General features: G+C 67.9%; 24 protein-coding genes. 5 read left to right on the forward strand and 19 right to left on the reverse strand.

Going from position 1 to position 22,628, the window contains the following annotated elements:
- Window positions 1-8: 8 nt before the first annotated feature.
- The 6 genes from P0Y60_15125 to P0Y60_15150 all read right to left on the reverse strand — a co-directional run bounded on the left by P0Y60_15125 (window position 9) and on the right by P0Y60_15150 (window position 7,712).
- A complete protein-coding gene (locus P0Y60_15125; GenBank protein ID WEK60616.1) occupies window positions 9-1,403 on the reverse strand; it encodes a multidrug effflux MFS transporter in 1,395 nt (464 codons plus the stop codon).
- 109 nt (window positions 1,404-1,512) lie between these two features.
- The gene (locus P0Y60_15130) at window positions 1,513-2,667 is read right to left on the reverse strand and encodes a cystathionine gamma-synthase (GenBank protein WEK60617.1); all 1,155 of its coding nucleotides are present in this window, start codon (window positions 2,665-2,667) and stop codon (window positions 1,513-1,515) included.
- A 54-nt stretch (window positions 2,668-2,721) separates the two neighbouring features.
- A complete protein-coding gene (locus P0Y60_15135; GenBank protein ID WEK60618.1) occupies window positions 2,722-4,098 on the reverse strand; it encodes a cystathionine beta-synthase in 1,377 nt (458 codons plus the stop codon).
- 96 nt (window positions 4,099-4,194) lie between these two features.
- The gene (locus tag P0Y60_15140) at window positions 4,195-5,154 is read right to left on the reverse strand and encodes a carbohydrate ABC transporter permease (protein ID WEK60619.1); all 960 of its coding nucleotides are present in this window, start codon (window positions 5,152-5,154) and stop codon (window positions 4,195-4,197) included.
- The gene (locus tag P0Y60_15145) at window positions 5,151-6,290 is read right to left on the reverse strand and encodes a sugar ABC transporter permease (protein ID WEK60620.1); all 1,140 of its coding nucleotides are present in this window, start codon (window positions 6,288-6,290) and stop codon (window positions 5,151-5,153) included. Before P0Y60_15145 ends, P0Y60_15140 begins: the two co-directional genes overlap by 4 nt.
- A 102-nt stretch (window positions 6,291-6,392) precedes the next feature.
- Window positions 6,393-7,712 carry an extracellular solute-binding protein gene (locus tag P0Y60_15150; GenBank protein WEK60621.1) on the reverse strand — a complete coding sequence of 440 codons (1,320 nt, stop codon included), beginning with the start codon at window positions 7,710-7,712 and terminating at the stop codon, window positions 6,393-6,395.
- A 291-nt stretch (window positions 7,713-8,003) separates the two neighbouring features.
- On the opposite strand from P0Y60_15150, the gene P0Y60_15155 reads away from it, so the two are divergent.
- Window positions 8,004-9,008, forward strand: coding sequence for a LacI family DNA-binding transcriptional regulator (locus tag P0Y60_15155; GenBank protein WEK60622.1), 1,005 nt, complete (start codon window positions 8,004-8,006; stop codon window positions 9,006-9,008).
- A gap of 72 nt (window positions 9,009-9,080) precedes the next feature.
- On the opposite strand, the gene rplL is transcribed toward P0Y60_15155, so the two are convergent.
- The 3 genes from rplL to P0Y60_15170 all read right to left on the reverse strand — a co-directional run bounded on the left by rplL (window position 9,081) and on the right by P0Y60_15170 (window position 11,334).
- Complete coding sequence (rplL, locus tag P0Y60_15160; GenBank protein ID WEK60623.1) at window positions 9,081-9,461, reverse strand: 50S ribosomal protein L7/L12; 381 nt, start codon at window positions 9,459-9,461, stop codon at window positions 9,081-9,083.
- 48 nt (window positions 9,462-9,509) lie between these two features.
- Window positions 9,510-9,998, reverse strand: a complete 489-nt coding sequence (gene rplJ, locus P0Y60_15165; GenBank protein WEK60624.1) for a 50S ribosomal protein L10 — start codon at window positions 9,996-9,998, stop codon at window positions 9,510-9,512.
- Between the two features lie 358 nt (window positions 9,999-10,356).
- Window positions 10,357-11,334: a hypothetical protein gene (locus P0Y60_15170; GenBank protein ID WEK60625.1), complete on the reverse strand. Its 978-nt coding sequence runs from the start codon at window positions 11,332-11,334 to the stop codon at window positions 10,357-10,359.
- Window positions 11,335-11,644: 310 nt separating this feature from the next.
- Between P0Y60_15170 and P0Y60_15175 the strand changes: the two genes are divergently transcribed.
- Window positions 11,645-12,340, forward strand: a complete 696-nt coding sequence (locus P0Y60_15175; protein WEK60626.1) for a YqaJ viral recombinase family protein — start codon at window positions 11,645-11,647, stop codon at window positions 12,338-12,340.
- Between the two features lie 39 nt (window positions 12,341-12,379).
- Here the strand turns inward: P0Y60_15175 and P0Y60_15180 are convergent, their stop codons facing one another.
- Genes P0Y60_15180 through P0Y60_15200 form a run of 5 tightly spaced genes read right to left on the reverse strand, consistent with a single transcriptional unit; the run spans window position 12,380 to window position 15,601 of the window.
- Window positions 12,380-12,970, reverse strand: a complete 591-nt coding sequence (locus P0Y60_15180; GenBank protein WEK60627.1) for a hypothetical protein — start codon at window positions 12,968-12,970, stop codon at window positions 12,380-12,382.
- Window positions 12,967-13,620 (reverse strand): hypothetical protein, encoded by a 654-nt coding sequence (locus P0Y60_15185; GenBank protein WEK60628.1) that lies wholly within the window; start codon window positions 13,618-13,620, stop codon window positions 12,967-12,969. The genes P0Y60_15180 and P0Y60_15185 overlap by 4 nt, the downstream gene beginning before the upstream one ends.
- On the reverse strand, window positions 13,617-14,276 hold the full coding sequence (locus P0Y60_15190; protein WEK60629.1) for a signal peptidase I: 660 nt from the start codon (window positions 14,274-14,276) through the stop codon (window positions 13,617-13,619). The genes P0Y60_15185 and P0Y60_15190 overlap by 4 nt, the downstream gene beginning before the upstream one ends.
- Before the next feature lie 37 nt (window positions 14,277-14,313).
- A complete protein-coding gene (locus tag P0Y60_15195) occupies window positions 14,314-14,937 on the reverse strand; it encodes a SipW-dependent-type signal peptide-containing protein (protein WEK60630.1) in 624 nt (207 codons plus the stop codon).
- 7 nt (window positions 14,938-14,944) lie between these two features.
- Entirely contained in the window at window positions 14,945-15,601 is a 657-nt protein-coding gene (locus tag P0Y60_15200) for a SipW-dependent-type signal peptide-containing protein (protein WEK60631.1), read from the reverse strand.
- Between the two features lie 283 nt (window positions 15,602-15,884).
- Here P0Y60_15200 and P0Y60_15205 point away from each other — a divergent pair, with 283 nt between their 5' ends.
- Together P0Y60_15205 and P0Y60_15210 are read left to right on the forward strand one after the other, a co-directional pair.
- The gene (locus tag P0Y60_15205) at window positions 15,885-17,576 is read left to right on the forward strand and encodes an MDR family MFS transporter (protein ID WEK60632.1); all 1,692 of its coding nucleotides are present in this window, start codon (window positions 15,885-15,887) and stop codon (window positions 17,574-17,576) included.
- On the forward strand, window positions 17,563-18,039 hold the full coding sequence (locus P0Y60_15210; protein ID WEK60633.1) for a MarR family transcriptional regulator: 477 nt from the start codon (window positions 17,563-17,565) through the stop codon (window positions 18,037-18,039). The genes P0Y60_15205 and P0Y60_15210 overlap by 14 nt, the downstream gene beginning before the upstream one ends.
- A 120-nt stretch (window positions 18,040-18,159) precedes the next feature.
- On the opposite strand, the gene P0Y60_15215 is transcribed toward P0Y60_15210, so the two are convergent.
- The gene (locus P0Y60_15215) at window positions 18,160-19,038 is read right to left on the reverse strand and encodes a LysR family transcriptional regulator ArgP (GenBank protein WEK60634.1); all 879 of its coding nucleotides are present in this window, start codon (window positions 19,036-19,038) and stop codon (window positions 18,160-18,162) included.
- Between the two features lie 70 nt (window positions 19,039-19,108).
- Between P0Y60_15215 and P0Y60_15220 the strand changes: the two genes are divergently transcribed.
- Window positions 19,109-19,771, forward strand: a complete 663-nt coding sequence (locus tag P0Y60_15220; GenBank protein WEK60635.1) for a LysE/ArgO family amino acid transporter — start codon at window positions 19,109-19,111, stop codon at window positions 19,769-19,771.
- Window positions 19,772-19,777: 6 nt separating this feature from the next.
- Here the strand turns inward: P0Y60_15220 and P0Y60_15225 are convergent, their stop codons facing one another.
- From P0Y60_15225 to P0Y60_15240, 4 genes are read right to left on the reverse strand one after another with little or no spacing between them, the layout of a single operon-like run.
- On the reverse strand, window positions 19,778-20,131 hold the full coding sequence (locus P0Y60_15225) for a DUF1801 domain-containing protein (protein ID WEK60636.1): 354 nt from the start codon (window positions 20,129-20,131) through the stop codon (window positions 19,778-19,780).
- A gap of 49 nt (window positions 20,132-20,180) precedes the next feature.
- Window positions 20,181-20,981, reverse strand: a complete 801-nt coding sequence (locus tag P0Y60_15230) for an amino acid ABC transporter ATP-binding protein (GenBank protein ID WEK60637.1) — start codon at window positions 20,979-20,981, stop codon at window positions 20,181-20,183.
- Window positions 20,968-21,633, reverse strand: a complete 666-nt coding sequence (locus tag P0Y60_15235; GenBank protein WEK60638.1) for an amino acid ABC transporter permease — start codon at window positions 21,631-21,633, stop codon at window positions 20,968-20,970. The genes P0Y60_15230 and P0Y60_15235 overlap by 14 nt, the downstream gene beginning before the upstream one ends.
- 3 nt (window positions 21,634-21,636) lie before the next feature.
- Entirely contained in the window at window positions 21,637-22,458 is an 822-nt protein-coding gene (locus tag P0Y60_15240; GenBank protein ID WEK60639.1) for an amino acid ABC transporter substrate-binding protein, read from the reverse strand.
- Window positions 22,459-22,628: the final 170 nt, after the last annotated feature.

The raw sequence follows: 22,628 nt of genomic DNA on the forward strand, positions 1-22,628 counted from the left end.
CTGAACGCTCAGGGAGCGAGCATGCCGACCGTCCGCGGGCGCACGATCAACCAGAGCGCCAGGATGCCGATCGTGGCACACCCGACCATGACCGAGGCCATCGTGGTGGCGGTGATCCCCGCGTCCTTCGAGATCCACCCCACCACCGGCGAGATGAGCCCGGCGACGCCGAAGTTCGTCGCCCCGAGGATCGATGCCGCGGTCCCGGCGGCCTTGCCATGACGATCGAGAGCGAGCACCTGCACGTTCGGGAACGTGAACCCGCACGCGGTCATGAAGAAGAACAGCGGGATGATCGTTCCCCACAGCCCGAGGCCGAGCTGGTCGGTCACGACGATCGCGACGGCCGCGATCAGCAGCGCCGCGGTCGAGTACGCCATCACCCATTGCGGGCCGAACCGCGCGGCCAGGCGCGACGCCGTCTGCACGCCGAGCACCACGCCGAGGGAGTTCACCGCGAACACGAGCCCGTACTGCTGGGCGTCCAGCCCATGCGTCTGCTGGAACAGGAACGGCGACGCCGACAGGTAGGAGAAGAGCCCCGAGAACGTCATGCCGCCGATGATCAGCACGCCGATGAAGACCCGATCGGAGAACACCGAGCGATAGCGCTGCAGCACGGTCGCCCCTCCGCGCTCCTGGCGTCGGGCCACCGGCAGCGTCTCGGGGATGAAGACGATCGTCGACAGCAGCATCAGCACCCCGTAGGCCGCGAGCACGACGAAGATGCCCCGCCACGGCATGAGCGTGAGCAGCCACGAGCCGATCAGCGGGGCGACGACCGGGGCGACGCCCGACACGAGGGCGAGGCGCGAGAGCATCACGACCAGCCGGCGACCGCCGAACAGGTCACGCACGATGGCCATCGCCACCACACCGCCGGCCGCGGCGCCCATGCCCATGAGCACGCGGGCGACACTGAGCAGTTCGAGCGAGGGAGCGAACGCGGCACCGACACTGGCCAGCACATGCAGGGCGGTGACGACGATGAGCGGGATGCGACGACCGACCTTGTCACTGAGCGGTCCGACGAGCAGCTGCCCGAGGGCGAATCCGATCATCGTGCCTGTCAGCGTGAGCTGGATCGCGGCAGCCGTGGTCTGGAAGTCCTGTTCCAGTACGGGGAAAGCCGGGAGGTACAGGTCGATCGTGAAGGGGCCCAGGGCCGTGAGCGCGCCGAGCAGCAGGATGTACAGCACGCGGCGACGGTTCGAGATCGAGTCGCCAGGGTGGAGCATGATGGGCGCCGTGGCGGGGTTGGATCCGAGGGTGCGGATCGCGCCCGTCGCCGAGGGGATGCGGATGCTGCCGGTCGAGGTCTGCTCGGCAGGCGGGGTCGACGGGACGGCGTCGGTGCGGGGAGCGTCAGTGCGGAGAGCGTCGGTGCGGGGGGCGTCGGACACAGGGTCCTTCCGGATTTCAGGGGAAGCGCGGTCGAATCGATTCGACCGAGGGGAAGAATCCATGCTACCGCCGCCCTGGCATCCTCACCCCGTCCGGGGCGAAAAAGAGTCAGCGCGTCAGGCGGGCGAGCCCCTGCTCGAGGTCGGCGATCAGATCGCTCACGTCCTCGATGCCGACCGACAGGCGCACGATGTTCTCCGGAACGGCGAGAGCCGTGCCGCGCACCGAGGCATGGGTCATGTCCGGCGGATAGCCGATGAGCGACTCCACGCCGCCGAGCGACTCGGCCAGCTGGAACAGCTCTGTCGATTCGGCGAACGCGCGCGCGGCGTCGGCACCGGCGGCGAGACCGAGCGAGAGCATCCCGCCGAAGCCGCTCATCTGCCGCGCGGCGACGTCGTGACCGGGGTGCGACGACAGCCCGGGGTAGAACACCTGCGCGAACTCGGGTCGTGATGCCGCCCACTCCGCGATCGCCTGCGCGTTCTCGGAGTGCTGACGCATGCGGATCGCGAGCGTCTTGATACCGCGGGTGGTGAGCCAGGCGTCGAGAGGCGCGGAGACCGCACCGACCGCGAACTGCTGGAACTTGATCGGCTCGAAGAAGCGGTCGTCGCTGAAGACGACGGCACCGCCCAGCACGTCGGAGTGTCCGCCGAGATACTTCGTGGTCGAATGCACGACCAGGTCGGCGCCGAGCGCGAGAGGCAACTGCAGCGCGGGAGACGCGAAGGTGTTGTCGACCACGAGGATCGCGCCCTCGTCGTGGGCGACCTCGGCGACGGCCGCGATGTCGACGACCTTGAGCAACGGGTTGCTGGGGGTCTCCAGCCAGACGATCTTGGTCTGCGGACGGATGGCGGCCCGGATCGCGTCGAGATCCGCGAGCTCGACCGTGGTCGTCTCGACGCCCCAGGGCGCCAGCACTCGCGTCAGCAGACGGTAGGTGCCGCCGTACACGTCGTTGCCGAGCAGCACGTGGTCGCCGGGCTTCAGGATGCCGCGCAGCAGCGCGTCCTCCGCGGCGAGGCCCGATGCGAACGAGAGCGCACTCGCACCCCCTTCGAGAGCCGCGAGCTGGGTCTCGAGCGAGGATCGGGTCGGGTTGCCCGCCCGGTTGTACTCGTACCCCTCGCGGAATCCGCCGATGCCGTCCTGCACGTGCGTGGAGGCCTGGTAGATCGGCGGGATGATCGCCCCGGTCCGGGGGTCGGGCTCCTGGCCCGCGTGGATGGCTCGGGTGGCGAAAGCATGCTCGGACATGCCCCCAGCCTACGGCCGCCGCAGCTTGGGCAGCCGCCCCTGTTACGTCACGCGTCAGCGCGAGAGATACGCCAGCAGATCCTGTCGTGTCAGCACGGTGTGCGGCTTGCCGCCCTCGGTCACCAGCAGGGCATCGGCCTCGGCGAGCGCGGCCCGCGCCTGGGCGACCGGAGCATGGATGCCGATCAGCGGCAGCCGCTCGGAGGTGTGCTCGCCGATCGCATCGGTCGGCTTCGCCTCTTCTCGGAAGAGTCGATCGAGCAGCCCCTTCTCATCGACGGTGCCGACGACCTCGCCCATCATGACGGGCGGCTCCGCACTGAGCACGACGAGCTGTGAGACGTCGTACTCCGTCATCATGCGGATCACCTCGAGCACGGTGTCGGTGGGGTGCGCGTGCACGAGATCGGGGATCCCCTCCCCCTGCCGTGCCGCGCGCGCCGTGAGCACATCGGAGACGGTCTCCCCGCCCTCCACGTCACTGAAGCCGTAGGAGCGCATCCAGCCGTCGTTGAAGATCTTGCCCAGATACCCGCGTCCGCCGTCGGGGAGCAGCACGACCATCACGGCATCCGCTGGCAGGTCGCGGGCGATGCGCAGCGCACCGACCACCGCCATGCCGCTGGATCCGCCGACGAGGATGCCTTCCTCGCGCGCGAGGCGTCGGGTCATCGCGAACGATTCCGCATCGCCGACCGCCACGATCTCGTGCGGCACGCTCGGGTCGTAGGTGCCCGGCCAGATGTCCTCGCCGACGCCTTCCACGAGGTAGGGGCGCCCGGTCCCGCCGCTGTACACGCTCCCCTCGGGGTCGATGCCGACGATGCGCACCGCGTCGTTCGACACTTCCCGCAGGTAGCGGCCGGTGCCGGTGATCGTGCCGCCGGTCCCCACTCCGGCGACGAAATGCGTCACCGCGCCGTCGGTGTCGCGCCAGATCTCGGGCCCGGTGGTCTCATAGTGGCTGCGCGGTCCGTTGGGGTTCTCGTACTGGTTGGGCTTGAAGGCCCCCGGGATCTCGCGGGCCAGACGATCGCTCACGCTGTAGTACGACTCCGGGCTGTCGGGGGCGACCGACGTGGGGGTCACCACGACCTCGGCGCCGTAGGCGCGCAGCACGTCGATCTTGTCGTCGCCCACCTTGTCCGGCACGACGAAGACGCAGCCGTATCCGCGCTGCTGCGCCACCAGGGCGAGGCCCACGCCCGTGTTGCCACTGGTCGGCTCGACGATCGTGCCGCCCGGCTTCAGCTGGCCCGATGCCTCGGCGGCATCGATGATGCGCGAGGCGATGCGATCCTTCGCCGAGCCGCCGGGGTTGAGGTATTCGAGCTTGACCAGCACGGTGCACTCGACGCCCTCGGTCACGTGCTGGAGCTTCACCAGGGGCGTGTCGCCGACGAGGTCGACGATCGAGTCTGCGTACTTCATGAGTTCAGGGTACGTGCGCGGATGCCGTGATCGGGACTGTGTTGCGCCCGATCACGGCATCCGTTCCTCGCAGGCGGGCTCGCGGGCCCGCCGATGTCATCCCTTGGTCGATCCCGCCAGCAGCCCGCGCACGAAGTAGCGCTGGAGCGAGAAGAACACGATCAGCGGAACGATGATCGAGACGAAGGCACCCGCGGTGAGCAGGTACCACCCCTCACCGCGACCGGTGATCTCGGCGAGCACCTTGGTGATCGGCGATGCGCCACCGTCGGCGAACACGAGGGCGACGATCAGGTCGTTCCAGACCCAGAGGAACTGGAAGATCGCCACGGAGGCGATCGCCGGCATCGTCAACGGCAGCACCACGCGGAAGAAGATCTGTCCGCGTGACGCACCGTCGACGCGTGCCGCCTCGATGATCTCGCCGGGGATCTCCGACATGAAGTTGTGCAGCAGGTAGATCGCCAGCGGCAACGCGAACATCGTGTGGGCGATCCAGACCTGCGCGTAGCCCCCGGCGACATCCAGGCCCAGGGTGACCTGGAGCCCGAACAGGTTGATGCCTCGCGAGAACGACGACAGCAGCGGCACGAGTGCCATCTGGATCGGCACGATCTGCAGCGCGAACACGAAGATGAACAGCGCGTTGCGTCCCTTGAACTCGATCCACGAGAACGCATACGCCGCCATCGCCGCGATCATCAGAGGGATGATCGTCGCGGGGATGGTGATCACGATGGAGTTGAAGAACGACTCCAGGATGGTCAGCTGCGTGGTGCCGGACTCCAGCACCGCGGCGTAGTTGTCGAGCGTCAGCTGCGGATCGGTGAAGACGGTCCACCACCCGGAGCTGTCGATCGCGTCCCGGTTGCGGAACGACGAGATGAACAGTCCCACCGTGGGGATCGTCCAGATCACGGCGATGACGATCGATGCGACCGTCGCCCATGGCCGGCTGAGCCGCTTGCGGGCGCGGCCGGCGGATGCTTCGAAGCGGCCCCCGGTCGTGATCGCCCTCGTGCTGGTTCCGGTCTCTGACTTCACGGTGTCGGTCATCGGATCTCCCGCTGCTTCTTGATCTGGCGCGCGTTGTAGATGACGATCGGCAGCACCAGGATGAACAGGATGACGGAGAGCGCTGCGCTGCGTCCCGCCTCGAACTTCGAGAACTGGGTGTACATCTCGTTCGCGAGCACCGACGTCCCGTAGTTTCCTCCGGTCATGGTGCGCACGATGTCGAACACCTTCAGAGAAGCGATCGAGATCGTGGTCAGCACCACGATGAGTGCCGGCCGGATCGACGGGATCGTCACCGACCAGAAGCGCTCCCAGGCGTTCGCGCCGTCGAGTTCGGCTGCCTCGAGCAGCTCCGCCGGAACTCCCTTGATGGACGCCGAGAGCACGACCATCGCGAAACCGGTCTGCACCCAGATGAGCACGACGATGAGCGCCAGGTTGTTCCAGGGTCCGTTGAGCAGGAACTGCTGCGGTTCCCCGCCCAGCCACACCAGGATCTGGTTCAGCAGACCGATCTGCTCGAACTCCTCGGAACGGTAGGCGTACACGAAGCGCCAGATGATGCTGGCACCGACGAACGAGATCGCCATCGGCATGAACACGAGCAGCTTGTAGACCTTCTCACCGCGCGTCTTGTCGATGAAGACCGCGTAGGCGAGACCGATCAGGGTGGAGAGCGTCGGCACGAGGAGCACCCAGACGACCGTGTTCACTACCGAGCTGACACCGTCGGACTGCGTGAAGATCCACAGATAGTTCGAGAAGCCGACGAAGTCGCTGCCGGTCGAGTTCCAGAACGACGCGTACACGGTCTGGATCGACGGCAGGATGAGCCCCGCCAGGAGAAGGAGCATCGCCGGCGCCATGAAGGCCACCAGTTGGATCAGGTATCCCGCTCCGTCGCGGGATCGATAGTCCAGGAAGAAGAAGAGTGCGCCGACGGCGACTGCGACTCCCATCGCCCAGTAGTAGGAGTTGAAGAACCACATCACCGCGAGCGGGATGAGCAGGCACATCGCGAGGCGGATGCCGGTGTAGAGCGCGCCCTTGCGCGGCGCGATGTCGACGAGAAGCAGGATCACCACGACGACCACCGCGAAGGCGATGACCACGGCGAGAGCCTGCGCGATCGGGGGAAGTGCCCCGATCCATTGGAAGAACACTGTCGCGTTCACGGAATTCCCTTCATCAGGCGGAACTGATCAACGGTCCGCGCACCCTTGCGCGGACCGGGTGTGAGAAGGAGGGCCACCCACCGGGTGGCCCTCCTCATCCGATCAGCTCGACGGCCAGCCCGTCTGGATCTGGGTCAGCACCTCGTCTGTCGAGGTTCCGTTGATCCAGGCGACCATGCCCTTCCAGAACGTGCCGGAGCCGACCGCTCCGGGCATCTGGTCGGATCCGTCGAAGCGGAAGGTGACCGAGTCATCCTGGAGCAGCTTGATCGACTCCTGCAGGATGGGGTTCTCGACGGCGTCGACGTTCACGCCCTTGTTGGCCGAGGTGACTCCACCCAGCGCCAGACGGCTGTCCGCCCACTCCGGGCTGGAGAGGTACTCCAGCACCTTCTGCGTGGCCTCGGAGTCGCTGAACGCGCCCACGATCTCGCCACCACCGGTGATGAAGGTCTCATCGGGGCTCTTGCTCGGGAGCAGGAAAGCCCAGACGTCGCCGTCCTCGGCGATGTTCGTGCCCTCCGGGAAGAAGCCGGAGAGGAACGAGGCCTGGTGGGTCAGGGCGCAGTCGCCCTTGGCCAGAGCAGGCGCCACGTCACCGAACGCGGTCGAGTTGATCGAGCGCACGTCACCGAAGCCGGCGTTGACGTAGTCCGGGTTCAGCAGGAGCTCGCCCGTCGCGTCGAATGCGGACTTGATCTGCGGGTCGGTGAACGGGATCTCGTTCTTGACCCACTGGTCGTAGACGTCGGCACCGGCGTTGCGGAGCACGAGGTCCTCGATCCAGTCGGTTCCGGGCCAACCGGTCGCGACGCCCGATTCGAAGCCGGCGCACCACGGTGCCTTGCCGGTCTTCTCCTGGATCGTCTTCGTGAGGGTCAGGAGCTCTTCCCAGCTCGTCGGCTGCTCGACGCCCCATTCCTTGAACTTCGTCGGCGAGTACCAGACCCAGCCCTTGACGCTGGCCATCAGCGGCGCGCCGTAGAAGGTTCCGTCATAGGTGCCGAAGTCGATCCAGCCCTGGGTCCAGCCGTCTTCCGCGTTCTTCTTGACCGCGTCCGGAGCGGGCTTCAGCAGGTCGCGCGAGGCGTAGTCCGCGAACAGACCCGGCTGCGGGAAGATCGCGATGTCGGGCGGGTTGCCGCCCTGTGCGCGGGTGCCGAGCTGCGTCTCGAAGTCCTGGCTGCCCTCGTACTTGATCGTGATGTCGTTCTCCTTCTCGAAGTCCTCCCAGGACTGCGCGAGGAGCTTCGCCTCATCGTCGACGATCGTGCCGTAGATGGTGACCGTCTTGTCATCGCCACCGCCACCGCCGCCGCCCGACGGCGCACCGCCGGGAGCGCCGCATCCGGCGAGCGCGATGCCCGCGACCCCCAGCAGAGCGAGCGGTGCGAACCGCCTGGAACGCTGCGAAAGACCCATGTGAATTCTCCTCTTCGAGTTCACGGCCCCTACCTCGTTCGACGCCACCCCCGGCGTCGATCGGGAACCGATTCCAGGTAAACCTACTGGCCTTCCACCGCCCGGGGCAATAAGGAAGTATCACAAGCTCGCAACCATTCCCGCGGCGTCCTACGACCGGATGGGAGCGCTCCCGCGCGAATCGTGTGGAACCGGTTCCTTTCTCGGCCTGGAACGGCTACCATGACTTCCGCACGTCGCCTCTGGCGCACGCACCCGGCGCACTGGCGCCGGCTTGGTCGAGGAGGACCGATGAGCACGATCGCGGATGTCGCCGCGCGGGCAGGCGTGTCGAAGGCGACGGCCAGTCGCGCGTTGACCGGACGGGGATACGTGTCGCAGGAGACGCGTCGCCGCGTCGAGGAGGCCGCGGCGCAGCTCGCCTACGTCGCCCACTCCTCCGCCACCAGCCTCGCCACCGGACGGACCCGCACGGTCGGCATCGTGATGCCACCTGTCGACCGCTGGTTCTTCGCCGAGCTGCTGGCCGGGGTGCAGGAGTCCCTGTTCGCGCTCGACTACGACCTGTCGCTCTACGGGGTGCCCGAGGGATCGGACACCCGGGAGCGGCTGTTCGAGAACGTGCTCCCCGGTCGACGGTTCGACGGCATCATCGCCGTCGGCATCCAACCGAGTGCGCGCGAGCTCGAGCGCCTGCAGCGCACGGGACGCCCGCTGGTGAGCGTCGGGCCGTACAGCGAGGGCTCCAGCTCGGTGTCGATCGACGACACCGCTGCCGCCAGGATCGCGACCGAGCATCTGATCGAGCTGGGGCACTCCGACATCGCGTTCGTCGGAGGATCCTCGGATGCCGGACACCTGAGCTTCGGCGATGCGCGACGGCTCGAGGGGTACCAGGGCGCCTTGCAGGCGGCAGGGCTCTCCGCTCATGCCAGAGTCGCCGGCGCCCCGCCCACGATGCCGGGTGGATACACCGCGGCCGCCGGCCTCCTGGGCGATCGACGGCGACGCCCGACCGCGATCGTCGGCGTGTGCGACGAGGCGGCGATCGGCGCCGTGATCGCCGCTCGCAGACTCGGCATCGCCGTGCCGACCGAGCTCAGTGTCGTGGGCATCGACGACCACGAGCATGCGGAGATGTTCGCACTCACCACGATCGGGCAGTCGCCGCGTGAGCAGGGCCACGAAGCGGTGCGGTTGCTGACGCTGCGGATGAGCGAGCCGGATGCTCCGCTCGAACACGTGGCCGCGGCATCCGCGCTGGTCGTGCGCAGCTCCACCGCCCCGCCCCGCTGAGCGCACAGGTGGCTGGAACGCACGAAGGCCCCGGGCGAACCCGGGGCCTTCGACAACGCGTTGAGACGCTGATTACTTGAGGGTCACCGTGGCGCCGGCAGCCTCGAGGGCCTCCTTCGCCTTCTCGGCGGCTTCCTTGGTTGCGCCCTCGAGCACAGCCTTCGGAGCACCGTCGACGACGGCCTTGGCCTCGCCGAGGCCCAGCGAGGTGAGCTCGCGGACCGTCTTGATGACCTGGATCTTCTTGTCGCCGGCAGCCTCGAGGATGACGTCGAAGGAGTCCTTCTCCTCAACCTCTTCAGCAGCGCCCGCGCCGCCTGCGCCGGCAACGGCGACGGGTGCAGCAGCGGTGACCTCGAACTTCTCCTCGAACGCCTTCACGAAGTCGTTGAGCTCGACAAGCGTCAGGCCGGCGAACTGCTCGAGCAGCTCCTCGGTGGAAAGCTTCGCCATGATGTATCTCCTAATAGATGGGGTTTGTGAAAAAGATCGCTCGGACGCTTACGCGGCCTCTGCGGTCTCCAGCTTTTCGCGAAGCGCGTCGATGGTGGCCGCAGCCTTGCCCATCGTCGCCTTCATCATGCCCGCAGCCTTCGCCAGCAGAACCTCACGGCTCTCGAGGGAGGCGTACTTGTTGACCTCGTCGGCAGAGAGGGCGTTGCCCTCGAAGATGCCGGCCTTGATCACGAGAAGCGGGTTGGCCTTGGCGAAGTCACGCAGAGCCTTGGCGGTGGCGACGAAGTCACCGTGCACGAAAGCGACAGCCGACGGACCCTTGAGGTCGTCGTCCAGCGCAGTGATCCCAGCCTTGTTGGCAGCGATCTTGGTCAGCGTGTTCTTCACCACGGCGTACTCAGCGTCCTGACGGATGCTGTTGCGCAGCTCCTTGAGCTGGGCAACCGTCAGACCGCGGTACTCGGTCAGCAGAACGGCGGACGAGTTCTCGAATGACTTCGTGAGCTCGGCAACCGATGCATCCTTCTGCGCCATGGTCACTCCTTGGTGTGTACGAGGCGCCTCACGGTGGTGAGGCACCGACCTCGACCGCCTGCAAAAGAAAAAGCTCCGGCGCAAGCGCACGGAGCTTCAAGAGTTCGTGTCCTGCGCGGGCCCCTGCGATGCAGAGCTTCGATCGCCTCGCGTTCTCACGCACGACGATGACCAGCGGTCTTCGGTTGAGACAACTGTACCCCACCGCTTCTCGTCCCCCAAATCCCCGCATCTCCGCCCCCTCCCACCCTCCGGGCGCCGAGTGCACGACTTGGTGTCGAGTGCATGACGTGCGGACGTCGATAGACCGTGCACTCGGCGACAGAGCGTGCACTCGGCGCCGAGGCATCGCGCGGGATCAGGGAGCGCGGATGCCGAAGGCGGCGAGGCGGGCAGCGAGGGCGGCTGACGTCACGATGTGCGCGGAGCCCCAACGGGCGAATCGCCACTGCGTGCGGCCCCGGATCCAGTCCTCCCGCTGCTTCTCTTCGAGAAGCACCTGTTCGAGTGCCTTTCCCGCGCGCATCGCCTCATCGAGGTACTTGGTCTTGCCGTCGAACTCCCCGAAACTCCGGACTTCCGCGAGCCCGAAATCGACGAAGTAGTCCTGGCCACGTGGGCCTTCGACCGGGACCTGCAGATCGGGGTCAGCGAAACCGAGTCTGCGCAACTGCACCCTGCTCACGCTTTCGCCCGGCAGCTGGGCGCGACCGTCCGCGAACTCGGCCACCCATCGCGCCTGGCGGATCCCCCTCGCGCCACCCGCCGCGGTCAATCGCTCCTCGAGTTGTCGACGCCAAGAGATCACCGCATCGAGATCCCATTCCCGCCCGCGACTCGCCATCTGCCGTTCGGCCGCATCGGCCACCGCCACAGCAGCCTCCAGCGGCCGAGTACGGATCAGGTCGAACACAGTGCGCGAGAGACTCGTGCATCGGATCCCGTCTCGCAGCGCCAGGTCGGAGTCGGGCAGTGGCGCGAGGTGCCGCATCACATCGGTCCCACTGGATATCCGCGACGGACCGGTGCAAGTGATGTGAACTCGGGTGCAGCGGATGCCGTAGAGCGGCAGACCCCACAGCACAGCGGCCGAACTGTGAGACATCACCGCCGGCGCACGCGCGTCTCGCGCGACAGCGAGCACATGCGCCTGATGACGCTGCTCGGGCCACAAGCTCGCGTGCTCTGGGGAATGCATGAACCACCCGCGACGGATCGAGACGAGCTCGCCGCCGCGGGCCGCCGCTGCGATGGCTCGATCGGTCCAACCGTCGAGGACGAGAGCGGCGCGAGACCGCACGAGCTGTGAGATTACGGGTGTGGGCGACGACGGCATCCCCCATCCTGCGTTCCCGGGTCACCTCCACGTCCCCGTGTTTACCCCCGCCGTGGATACTTCCCCACGTTTTCTCCGCGGTGCAGAGTCAGTCGCCGCCCCCTCTCCCCCTCTCCTCGTCGCTACTGCCGCCCTCTCTGCCCGCGCCGAGTGCACGAGTTCGTGCCGAGTGCACGGGGCGGCCTTGTCAACAGGTCGTACGTTCGACGCAAAGCCGTGCACTGGCGGCGGGGCGCGCGGACGGGACGGGGGATGCTGCGGCGCGGCGTGTGCGGGCGGGGAGGTCGGTGGGCGGGGTTAGGGTCGAGGAGTGAACCAGGAACTCGCCGACCGCATCGTCGCGGACTCGCGCGACCGCGTCGCCTGGTTACGCGCACGATCCCGCGGCATCACCGCGACCGACGTCGCCGGGCTCACGAGCGAGAAGTCGATCGCCCGCGCCGCAGACGCCAAGCTCGGCGGCGGACCCCGCTTCGGCGGCAACGCGTACACCGATCACGGCCGACGCCGCGAGCCCGAGATCGCCGCCTGGGTCGCCGCGACCCACGGCATCCTCCCCTCGTCGGCACTGTTCCGGGCCGAGGTGGAGCACCGCCACCTCGCCACTCCCGATGGCATCGCCGTCGACAGCGACGGCCGGGTCAAGCTCGCCGAGATCAAGACGACGAACAAGCCGTTCCGCGGCATCCCCCGCACATACCTGCGTCAGATCTGGTGGCAACAGCACGTGCTGGGCGCCGAGCGCACCCTCTTCGTCTGGGAGGAGCACATCGACTTCGCCCCGATCCACGACGAACCTCGGTGCGTGTGGATCGACCGCGACGACCGCGAGATCGGCAAGCTGATCGGCCTCGCCACCGACCTGATCGACGAGCTCTACCGCCGCACGACCGGACAGCAGCCGCCGTCTTCTCGCATCGCGGATGCCACGGCTGCCGCGGCCGCAAGTAGGCGCGAGCACCTGCGCGAGCGCGACGCGTTCCGCGCCCTGGCCCTCGCCGACTGACGAGCCCGCCGATCAACAGAGCCCAGCTCCCCGCACCCTCTAGACGGTCGTGAAGGTGCAGGTCGTCGCTCCGCCCGCGAGGAGCGCGGCGTAGGTGACGGTGATCTTGACCAGCTGCGGCGAGCGCCACGTCACACCTCCCGGGGTCACCCACGAGGTACCGAAGTAGACGACGTATTGTCCGCCTCCGAGCAGGAACCCGAGCCCACCGAGCAGGCCGTCCAGCACACCCTTGCTCATCGTGGTCGTGTACACCCCGGCGGTCGGGGTGCCCGGCGCCACGATCGTGCCGCCTGTACCGTCCGCTGCTCCGGTGAGCAGCACGTTGAGCCCCGAGGTCGCCGGATAGCCGACCGGCGTCGTCGGCCAGCGCCACTTGATGGTCAGCGCGGTCCCACCGAGGATCGTGCTCAACGGGTTCGGGCAGGTCAAGCCACCCGGGAGCGGCTCGACCGCCGGGGGCTGCAGCTTCAGGGCGGTGATCGTCGCACCCGAATATGCCGAACTCGTGAACGATGCGTCGGTGCTCTGCACGGGTGGCACGAGTGCGAGTCCGAGCAGGAGCGCCAGGCCGGCCGCTCCGGCGAGCATGCGCTGCCTCGTCTGCCCCGTGATCGGACGCCCACTCATCGGACGCCCCCTCGGTCGCGAAGGGCCCGCCGCCGCCGATCCAGCACCAGGACGACCCCGGTCACCACGAGCAGGGCACCGACGCCCGCAGCGAGCGGCACGATCGGCGACAGGCCCGTCGTCGCGAGTCCGCCTCCTCCCGGCCCGACGACGGCCGATTCCCCGGCACCCTGGGCATGCACCCGGATGTCGGTGGTGCCGCCGTCGTCGTCCGGGTCGAGCGTGATGACGAGGCGCAGATGGGCGACTTCGGTGTCGGCGATCTCTGCGAGCGTGATCTCGCTGCCGTTGCGGGGGATGCTCCAGTCGGCGCGAAGATCGGTCTCCCGGCCGGGACACCCGGATTGCTCCCACGCGCTCGTGCAGATCGATGCGTCGATCATCAGCGGGGCATCACCGGTCGCACTGACCGCGATGCGCACCGTCCCGGGGTCCGGCGCCTCCGCGCTGATCGCGACGTCCCAGCGCACGGGCTCCCCGGGCAACAGGCTGGACGCCGCATCCCAGTCGGCGACCGACACGAGACGGAGCACATCGCCCTGGATCACCTGCGTCGTGGGCGCCGCCCACGCGGCGACAGGGAAGAGTGCTGCACTGCCGACGGCGAGTCCCGTGAGCACGATCATCGTGACGGTACGGCGGCCGGTCATGGTGCGCGCTCCTCCCGTGCGCGACGCACGCCCTTCTCCGCGCGAGGCCAGAACGCCCAGACGACCAGCGCCGACGCGGCGACCGTGAGCGCCCCGAGCACGTAGGGGTTACCCATCCCGACGATGACGGTCGCGATGCCGGGTACCGAGAACAGCACGATGCGCACCGAGGTCACCGTGTACGGGAACGGGTCTTCGTCGGCGTTGGCATCACCACGCATCGTGATCACCCTCTGGGCGTCATCGGCACCGGGTGCGATCGAGGTCACCCGGTGGGTGACGGGAAGCTCGTCCTCCCTGTCGACGGTCACCACATCGCCGACGCGGATGTCGCTCGCGGGTACACGCTGCACGACCGCCACGGATCCGGCGGGGATGGTCGGTGACATCGATCCGGTGCGGAACATGATCAACGTGATCTGAGCGGTGACCGCGAGCACAACGAGCACGATGCACACCGCGCCACCCGCGGCCGCGATCCACAGCAGCACGTCGACGACGACGCGCCCCGGACCGCTCCGGGAACCGCGGCGTCCCGCCTGCTCGGCATCCACCCGCTCGGCATCCACCCGCTCGGCATCCGACGCCTCGATCGTGGGCTCGCCGAGCGAGTCGGGCTGCTCCCGCAGGCTCCGTCTCGTCACCGGCGTGGTCATCGCTGCGCTCTCTTCCTCTCGTCACGGGTGGATCGGTTCATGGCGTCGCCGAGGTTCCCAGCACCTGCCAGGTGAGGGTCGTGCTGGCGCCCTGCACCGTGTTGTCGGCTGCGGCCTGCAGCGTCACCGCGATGCAGTAGTTGATCGTGGACGCCCCGTTCGCCGACACCGCCTGCGTCGCCGTGCCGTTCGTGGCCAGCGCCGACGTGTCTGGCACCACCGACGTGCCGGCGGCATACGTGGTCTGGTTACACGTCGTGCCCGTGATCGCACGCACCCCGTAGCGCAGGAACACCGCGAGTCCGGTGGTGGCCGGCGTCACCGCGTTCCACTGCAGGTTCCCGGCGACCGACGGGTTCGCCGTCGTGACGCTGAAGAGCGCGTACGAGACCGCACCCGGTGACATCACGGCCGGGGTGGCCGAGAACGTCAACGCGGCGGCGGTCCCCGTCGTGGCGTGACTGGCGAAGGTCGTCCCGTCTGCGGCCCCGACGATGTCGAACCGACCGGCGGTGAACGTCGCCGAGCCGTACTCGGAGTCGTTCCACGCCGCGAGCGTCGCGCTCATGCCGATGCCGAGCACGAGCCCGCCCGCGAGCACAGCACGGATCCGGCGGGAGCGATTCCGCTTCGCCTCCCGCACGCTTCGGCGGGTGTCCATCAGCGGCTCAGTTCGTCGAGGTCGCCGTGAACTTCCAGGTCGCCGTCGCCGCGGTGCCCTGCTCGAGCGTCGCGTCCGCAGTGACCTTGAAGCACAGCTGGACTGCGGTACCCGCAACCGCAGCGGTCGCGCCCTTCGTCAGCGCGACCGTCGACGGCGTCGCCGCCTGCACATCGAGGGTGACGCCGGTCGCGATCGCCGTGCCGGTGGCGGATGCCGCGTTGCAGGTGGCGCCCGGCGCGAGCTGGTAGACCGCGTATCCGAGGTGGTCCGAGTTCGTGGTCGCCGCGGCGCTGGCCGTCGTGCCGTTCGCGACGAGATTCGCGCCGGTCGTCGTTCCCGGGGCGAGTCGCACCCAGAACCCGGCGTAGACCGAGTCGCCCGGAGACATGTTGCCCACGAGCCCGGTGGGCAACGTGAAGGCGAGCGTGGCGGCGGTTCCGCCGGTGTCGACGTTGTGGTCGCTGTAGTTGGCGTCGACGTCACCGGCGACGGAGCCCTGCAGGTTGAACGAGCCGGCGGTGAAGGTGCCGGTGGCGAACTCGGAGTCGTTCCAGGCCGCGAGAACCGCGGCGGCTCCGACGCCGAGGACGAGTCCCCCCGCGAGCACCGCGAGGACCTTGCGTCGATTGCCCCGGGTGCGCTGCGTGTCCGTGTTGACCATGATCTGTTCCCCCTCAGGAATTCGGTCGATCGTGCGAACGCCTGGGTACGGCCATCCCCTCAGAGGCCTGCGTTCACATCCATTTCCCATCCTCCTCAGGGAAATCCCAGACGACAAGGTGAAAAAGCGCAGGAAGAGGACTCATAGCGCGCAAGCGACCACGACCTCATCACGGAGATAGTTGACCCAGATCAACGATCAGAGTATGGTTGACGAAGTTCAACTATCTTGTGTGCGCCAGAGCAGTCGCAGCATCCACTCCTCCGACCGCGAAAGGTCCCGCATGTCCACGGACTCCCCCGTCAAGATGACGCATCGCCAGGTGCTCGAAGCCCTCACCGGGCTTCTGCTCGGCATGTTCGTCTCGATGATCGCCACCACGGTGGTCTCGACATCGATGCCCGTCATCGTCCACGACCTGGGCGGCGATCAGGCCGCCTACACCTGGGTCATCACGGCGACCCTCCTCACCACGGCGATCTCGACGCCGATCTGGGGCAAGCTCGCCGACCTCTTCAACCGCAAGCTGCTGATCCAGATCGCGATCGTGATCTTCGTCGGCGCCACGGCTGCGGCCGGCTTCGCGCAGGACACCAACACCCTGATCGCCTTCCGCGCGATCCAGGGCATCGGCGGCGGCGGACTCGCCGCACTGAGCCAGGTCATCATGGCCGACATCATCAGCCCGCGCGAGCGCGGCCGCTACATGGGCCTGTTCGGCGCCGTGATGGCCGTCGCGACCGTCGGAGGCCCGCTGCTCGGCGGCTGGATCACGGATGTCGCCAACTGGCGCTGGAACTTCTTCGTCGCACTGCCGTTCGCCGTGGCCGCGCTGATCATCCTGCAGAAGACGCTGCACATCACCACCGAACGCACCCGCAAGGTGTCGATCGACTACGTCGGCATCGTGCTGCTCTCGGCCGCCGTCTCACTGATCCTCATCTGGATCACGAACGCCGGATCGACCTTCGACTGGTGGAGCACCGAGACCGTGCTGATGGTCGGCGGCGCACTCGCCGCGGCGATCGCGTTCATCATCGTCGAGCTCAAGGTGCGCGAGCCGCTCATCCCGCTCACGCTCTTCCGTGGCCGCACCTTCACGCTGTCGGTGCTCGCATCGATCTCCATCGGCGTCGCGATGTTCGGCACCTCGGTCTACCTGGCCCAGTACATGCAGCTCTCGCGCGGCGCCACCCCGACCGAGGCCGGACTCATGACCCTGCCGATGATGGCGGGCCTGCTGATCTCCTCCATGGTGATCGGTCAGCTCGTCACGCGTTACGGCAAGTGGAAGGGCTACCTGATCCTCGGATCCGTCCTCCTCATCGCCGGATCGGTCATGCTGTCGACGCTGCACTACGACACGAACTTCGTGCTCGTCTCGATCTACATGTTCGTGATGGGCGCCGGCGTCGGCATGACGATGCAGAACCTCGTGCTCATCGTGCAGAACGTCGCGAAGCCGACCGAGATGGGCGTCGCGAGTTCCGGCGTCACGTTCTTCCGCAGCCTCGGTGGCACGATCGGCGTGTCGGTCATGGGTGCCGTGCTGGCGAACTCTCTCACGACGCTCTTCACCGACGGCAAGGAGCGCATCGGCGCGGCCATCGCCGAACTGGGCGACAAGGGCGCCGAGGTCGCGGCGCAGCTCTCGAGCGGCACGATCCCCGAGGTGCGACTGCTGCCCGAGCCGGTGCGCTCGATCATCGAGGACTTCTACGCCCAGGCGATCTCGCACGCGTTCCTCATCGGCATCCCGCTCGCGGTGATCAGCCTGATCGCGATCCTGTTCCTCCCGAACAAGCCACTCACCACGATGACCACGAGCGAGCGCGCTCATGCGGATGCGGCCAAGGTCGCCGACGACGCGGCCGACATCGCCATCGCCGACGCGACGGCGCTCTCGGGCGCCACGACCGGCACGATCAGCGTGGTGACGCGTACGGGCGACCGACCCGTCGATGGCCGTGGCTGATCTCGACTCCGAATCCCTCGAGGCGCGGGCCGCTGCGGTCCGCGCCCTCGAGGCGGAGTTCGGCGAGCTGATCACACACTTCCGCCGCCTCATCATGGAGAACGCGAACCGTGTCAGCCCCGGCATGCTCCCCGGCGCCTACAAGGCGCTCACCACCATCGCGCGCTGCGAGCAGGTGACGGCCTCCGCGCTCGGGGAGCGCATGCTGATGGACAAGGGACAGGTGAGCCGCACGGTGCGGGAGCTCGAAGACCTCGACCTGATCGAGCGCTCCCCCGATCCGACCGACGGCCGGTCATCGCTGCTTCGACTGACAGCGCTCGGAACAGAGCGGCTCGCCGCGGCACGGGCACCCCAGGAGGGGATGCTGATGAGCACGCTCCATGACTGGAGTCTCAACGACATCGACAACCTGACGAGGCTGCTGCACGCCCTCGCGTCCGGAGTGACCCCCGGCCCGTAGCACCCCGGCGTTCCTGGCGCCGAGTGCACGAGAACCTGTCGAGTGCACGGCCTCGCGACGCCGGCATCCCGTGCACTCGGCAGGATGCCGTGCACTCGGCGAACCGCGGCGAACCGCGGGTCAGGCGCGGAGGACCTCGCGCGCCTCGGCGGCCACCTCGGCGGCGATGATGTCGAGCAGGGGCGAGCGCAGATTCCACTGCTGCCAGTGGAGCGCGGTCCGCACCGCGGGGCCGCCGAGTCGCACGAGACCCGCCGAGCCCTGCGGGAAGGGCAGCATCCCCCATCCGAGGCCCAGCTCGACCGCGAGCGCATAGTCGTGCGATGCCGGCACGTAGTGGCGAGGGACCCCCTGATGCGACACCCCCCGCTCGCGGAGCCACTCATGCTGCAGCGTGTCGCGTCTGTCGAAGTCGACGAAGGGCGCCTGCGCCAGCGCCTCCGCGGTGACCCCGTGCGGGAACCAGCGCTCGGCGAACGCGGGCGCCGCGACCGCCTCGTACTCGAGCACCCCGAGCGGGGTGACCGAGCACCCGGCGACGGGCACGCTCTCACTCGTCACGGCCGCCATCACGGTGCCCGACTCGAGCAGTCGCGCAGTGAAGTTCTGGTCGTCCCGGTGCAGGTCGAAGTCGATGTCGAGCCGGGCCGACAACCGGGCCAGAGGGGCGAGGAACCAGGTCGCCATGGAATCGGCATTCACGGCCAGCGGTACCGTGATCCGTCGGGCGCCGTCTGCGTCATCCAGTCCGACCCCGGCGAGGGCATCGTGTTCCAGCAGCGCGATCTGGCGGGCCAACCGCACGACCGCCTCGCCCGCTTCGGTGAGGCGCGCCGGCTTGCTGCGCACGATCAGGATGCGGCCGAGCTGCTGCTCGAGCGTCTTGAGCCGCTGACTCACCGCTGAGGGCGTGATGCGCAGCAGACGGGACGCCGCGTCGAGCGTACCTTCGTCGGCGACAGCCGCGACGGTGGCGGCCAGTTCCGGATCGATCCTCACATCAGCGATGCTAATGGTTCAGTAGGAATCCTCGCTGGTATTGATGATGCGATATTCCTACTCTGAGGAGATGCTCTCCGTTCTCGCAGGCCTCGGCCTGGGCCTCTCCCTGATCGTCGCCATCGGCGCCCAGAACGTCTTCGTCCTCCGCCAGGGGATCCGTCGCGAGCACGTGCTCGCGGTCGTCATCATCTGCGCCATCTCCGACGCGGTGCTGATCATCGCCGGTGTCGCCGGGCTCGGCTACGTGATCTCCGCCGCTCCGTGGCTGGTGGTGGTCGCGCGCTGGGCGGGAGCGGTGTTCCTGCTGGTCTACGGACTGCTGGCCGCTCGCCGGGCATGGCGCGGCACCGGAGAGGCACTGCAGGTCGAGAACGAAGAGGAATCCGCTGCGCCGGCCTCGGGCGGCACGCTCACTCAGACGCGCACGCGCACTCCCCTGGCACCGGTGATCCTGACGGTGTTGGCCCTCACCTGGCTCAACCCGCACGTGTACCTCGACACCGTGCTGATGCTCGGCTCGATCGCCGCCACCCACGGCGATGACCGCTGGCTCTTCGCCGCCGGCGCGGTGGCCGCGAGCATCCTCTGGTTCACCGCGCTCGGCTTCGGCGCCCGCTACCTCGGCCGCTGGCTGCGCACCCCGCTGTCGTGGCGCATCCTCGACGCCGTGATCGCCGTGGTGATGATAGCGATCGCGGTGAGCCTCGTGCTCCCGGTGCTCGCCGACTGAGCGCTCTCAGGAGTCGATCTGCGCCAGGCGCGCATGCACCAGCGCCTCGATCGCGACGTCGGGCAGCGGATGCTCCGGCTGGAAGCGGATCGTCCCCTTGTCGAGCCCGATCCCCGGGTGATCCGCGAGGATGCCGGCGACATCCGCGACCGCGGCTGGACTGAACGGGTAGACGCCGATGTGCTTCTTGGCGCGCATCACCGACAGCAGGGGCTTTCCCCGGTGGACGAGCGCGGGCATGCCGTAGCCCTGGCCCTGCTCCGCCTCGGGTGCCGCCGCGCGCGCGATCGCGTACACACGGAGGATGCTGTCACGATCCGCCGGATCGAGCGCGGCCACGTACTCGTCGATGGTGCCCATTCCGGCATCCTGCCACCTCGGCGAGACGTCGTGCCAGGAACAGCGCCGTCTATATGCCGTCGAGTGGCCGGAGGATGCGGGTGAGGAATCGCTGCGTGCGCTCCTGCTGCGGCGCCGTGAAGACCTGCTCAGGAGTTCCCTGCTCGATCACGACACCGCCGTCCATGAACAGCACGTGATCCGCCGCTTCCCGGGCGAAGCTCAGCTCGTGCGTGACGACGGCCATCGTCCAGCCCTCGTCGGCCAGCTCCTTGATGACCAGCAGCACCTCTCCGACCAGCTCGGGATCGAGCGCGCTCGTCGGCTCGTCGAACAGGAGCAGGTCGGGCTTCAGAGCGAGCGCGCGCACGATACCGACGCGCTGCTGCTGGCCACCCGAGAGCTGGTGCGGCCGCGCATCCTCCTTGTCGGCAAGGCCGACACGGGCGAGCAGCGCCTTCGCTTCGGCGACGACCTCGTCCTTCGGGCGCTTATGCACCCGCCACGGGCCCTCGATCACGTTCTCCAGCACGGTCAGGTGCGGGAACAGGTTGTGATGCTGGAACACCATCGCCGAACGGTCGCGCAGGGCGAACCGGCTCTTCGCCCGCTGGCGAGAGGAGGTCGTCGCGGCGAGAGCGAAATCGACATCCGGCCCCCCGTCGACGACGATCGTGCCGGCATCCGGCGTCTCGAGCCCGTTCAACGCGCGAAGGACCGTCGTCTTGCCAGACCCACTGGGCCCGATGAGCACGACGACCTCGCCGCGATGCAGAGTCAGGTCGATGCCGCGAAGCACCTCGTTGTCCCCGAAGCTCTTGCGGAGTCCTCGGGCGGCGAGCAGAGCCTCTCCCGGATCAGTGCGCGACATGGCGGTCCAATCTCCTCTCCAACGCGCTCTGACCGAACGAGAGCACCAGGCAGATCACCCAGTACACCAGCGCCGCAGCGAGGTAGAGCACCATGAACTCCAGCGTCGCCGAGGCGATCTGCTGAGCGACCTTGAAGAGTTCGGTCACCAGGATCAGCGAAGCCAGCGACGTGTCCTTCACGAGTGAGATGAACGTGTTGGACAGCGGGGGAACCGACACCCTCGCCGCCTGCGGCAAGATGACGCGGGTGAGCGTGCGAGTGCGGTTCATGCCGACCGTGTACGCGGCCTCCCACTGCCCCTTCGGCACGGAGAGGATCGCGGCTCGCACGACCTCGGCCCCGTATCCACCGACGTTCAACGACAGGGCGATGATCGCACTCGGCCACGGATCGATCTTGAGACCGATCGATCCGAGGCCGTAGAAGATGACGAACAGCTGCACGATCATCGGCGTGCCCCGGATCACCGAGATGTAGAACCGTGCGATTCCCGCCAGCACAGGGTGCACCGAGATGCGCATCAGCGCCACACCCACGGCGATCACGAGTCCGAGCGCGAACGAGACGAGCGCGAGCGGCACCGTCACCGTCACCCCGGCCAGCGCGATGGGGCCGAGCGAGTCGAGGAACAGCTGCCAGGGGTTCTCCATCGGCTACTGGGTGACGTCTTCGCCGAAGTACTTGTCGCTGATCTCCGCCAGCGTGCCGTCGGCGCGCAGCTCGTCGAGAGCGTCATCGATCGCGGCGACGAGGGCGGTCTTGTCCTTGGTGAACACGAAGGCCTGCTTGCCGGCCTCATCGGTCTCGGCGGCGATCTTCAAGCCGGACGGGCTGTTCGTGGTCTCGTAGTCGAGGAAGGTCAGCTTGTCGTTCACGGTCGCGTCGACGCGTCCCTGACGCAGCAGCTCGACCGCCTGTGCCCAGCCTTCGACTCCTTCGACCGTCGCGCCGGCATCGGTGGCCAGCTCGTACCAGTTGCTCGTGAGCGACTGCGCCGTCGTCTTGCCCTTGAGGTCGTCGAACGAGGAGATCGAATCGTCATCCTCGGCGACGACGATCACGCCGGGCGAGACCGTGTAGGGCTGGCTGAACAGATACTTGGCCTCGCGCTCCTCGTTGATGCTGACCTGGTTCGCGATCACGTCGAAGCGTCCGGCATCCAGGCCCGCGAAGATCGAGTCCCACTGGGTCTCCTCGAACTTCACGTCGAGGTCGAGCTTGTCGGCGACGGCCTGGATGATCTCGACGTCGTAGCCGGTCAGGTCGCCGGTGCCGCCGTCGGCGTGGAAGCTGAAGGGGCGGTAGGTGCCCTCGGTGGCCACCGTCAACGTGCCGTCGGAGACGAGACCGAAGTCGGATGAGGCGCTGGTGTCGCCGCCGGCGGACGACTCCTGCGGCGCGCTCGTGCCGCTGCAGGCCGTGAGTGCGGCGGCGGTGACGACGAGTGCCGTGACGGCGATGAGGCGACGAGACATGGGTGGACCCTCCTGGGGTGCGGTGTGCGCGGGTGCTGTGGCGCGCGGTGTCAAAGGAACTCCCTCACAGTATGCGGCCCGCCGTCGGACTCCGCATCGCATGACGCCGAGTTTCGGTGCACCGCTCACCGTGGATGCAGAAATGCCCCCGGGCGGACCCGGGGGCATTT

Origin of the sequence: Candidatus Microbacterium colombiense, assembly GCA_029203165.1 — a bacterium.
Taxonomy (GTDB): domain Bacteria; phylum Actinomycetota; class Actinomycetes; order Actinomycetales; family Microbacteriaceae; genus Microbacterium; species Microbacterium colombiense.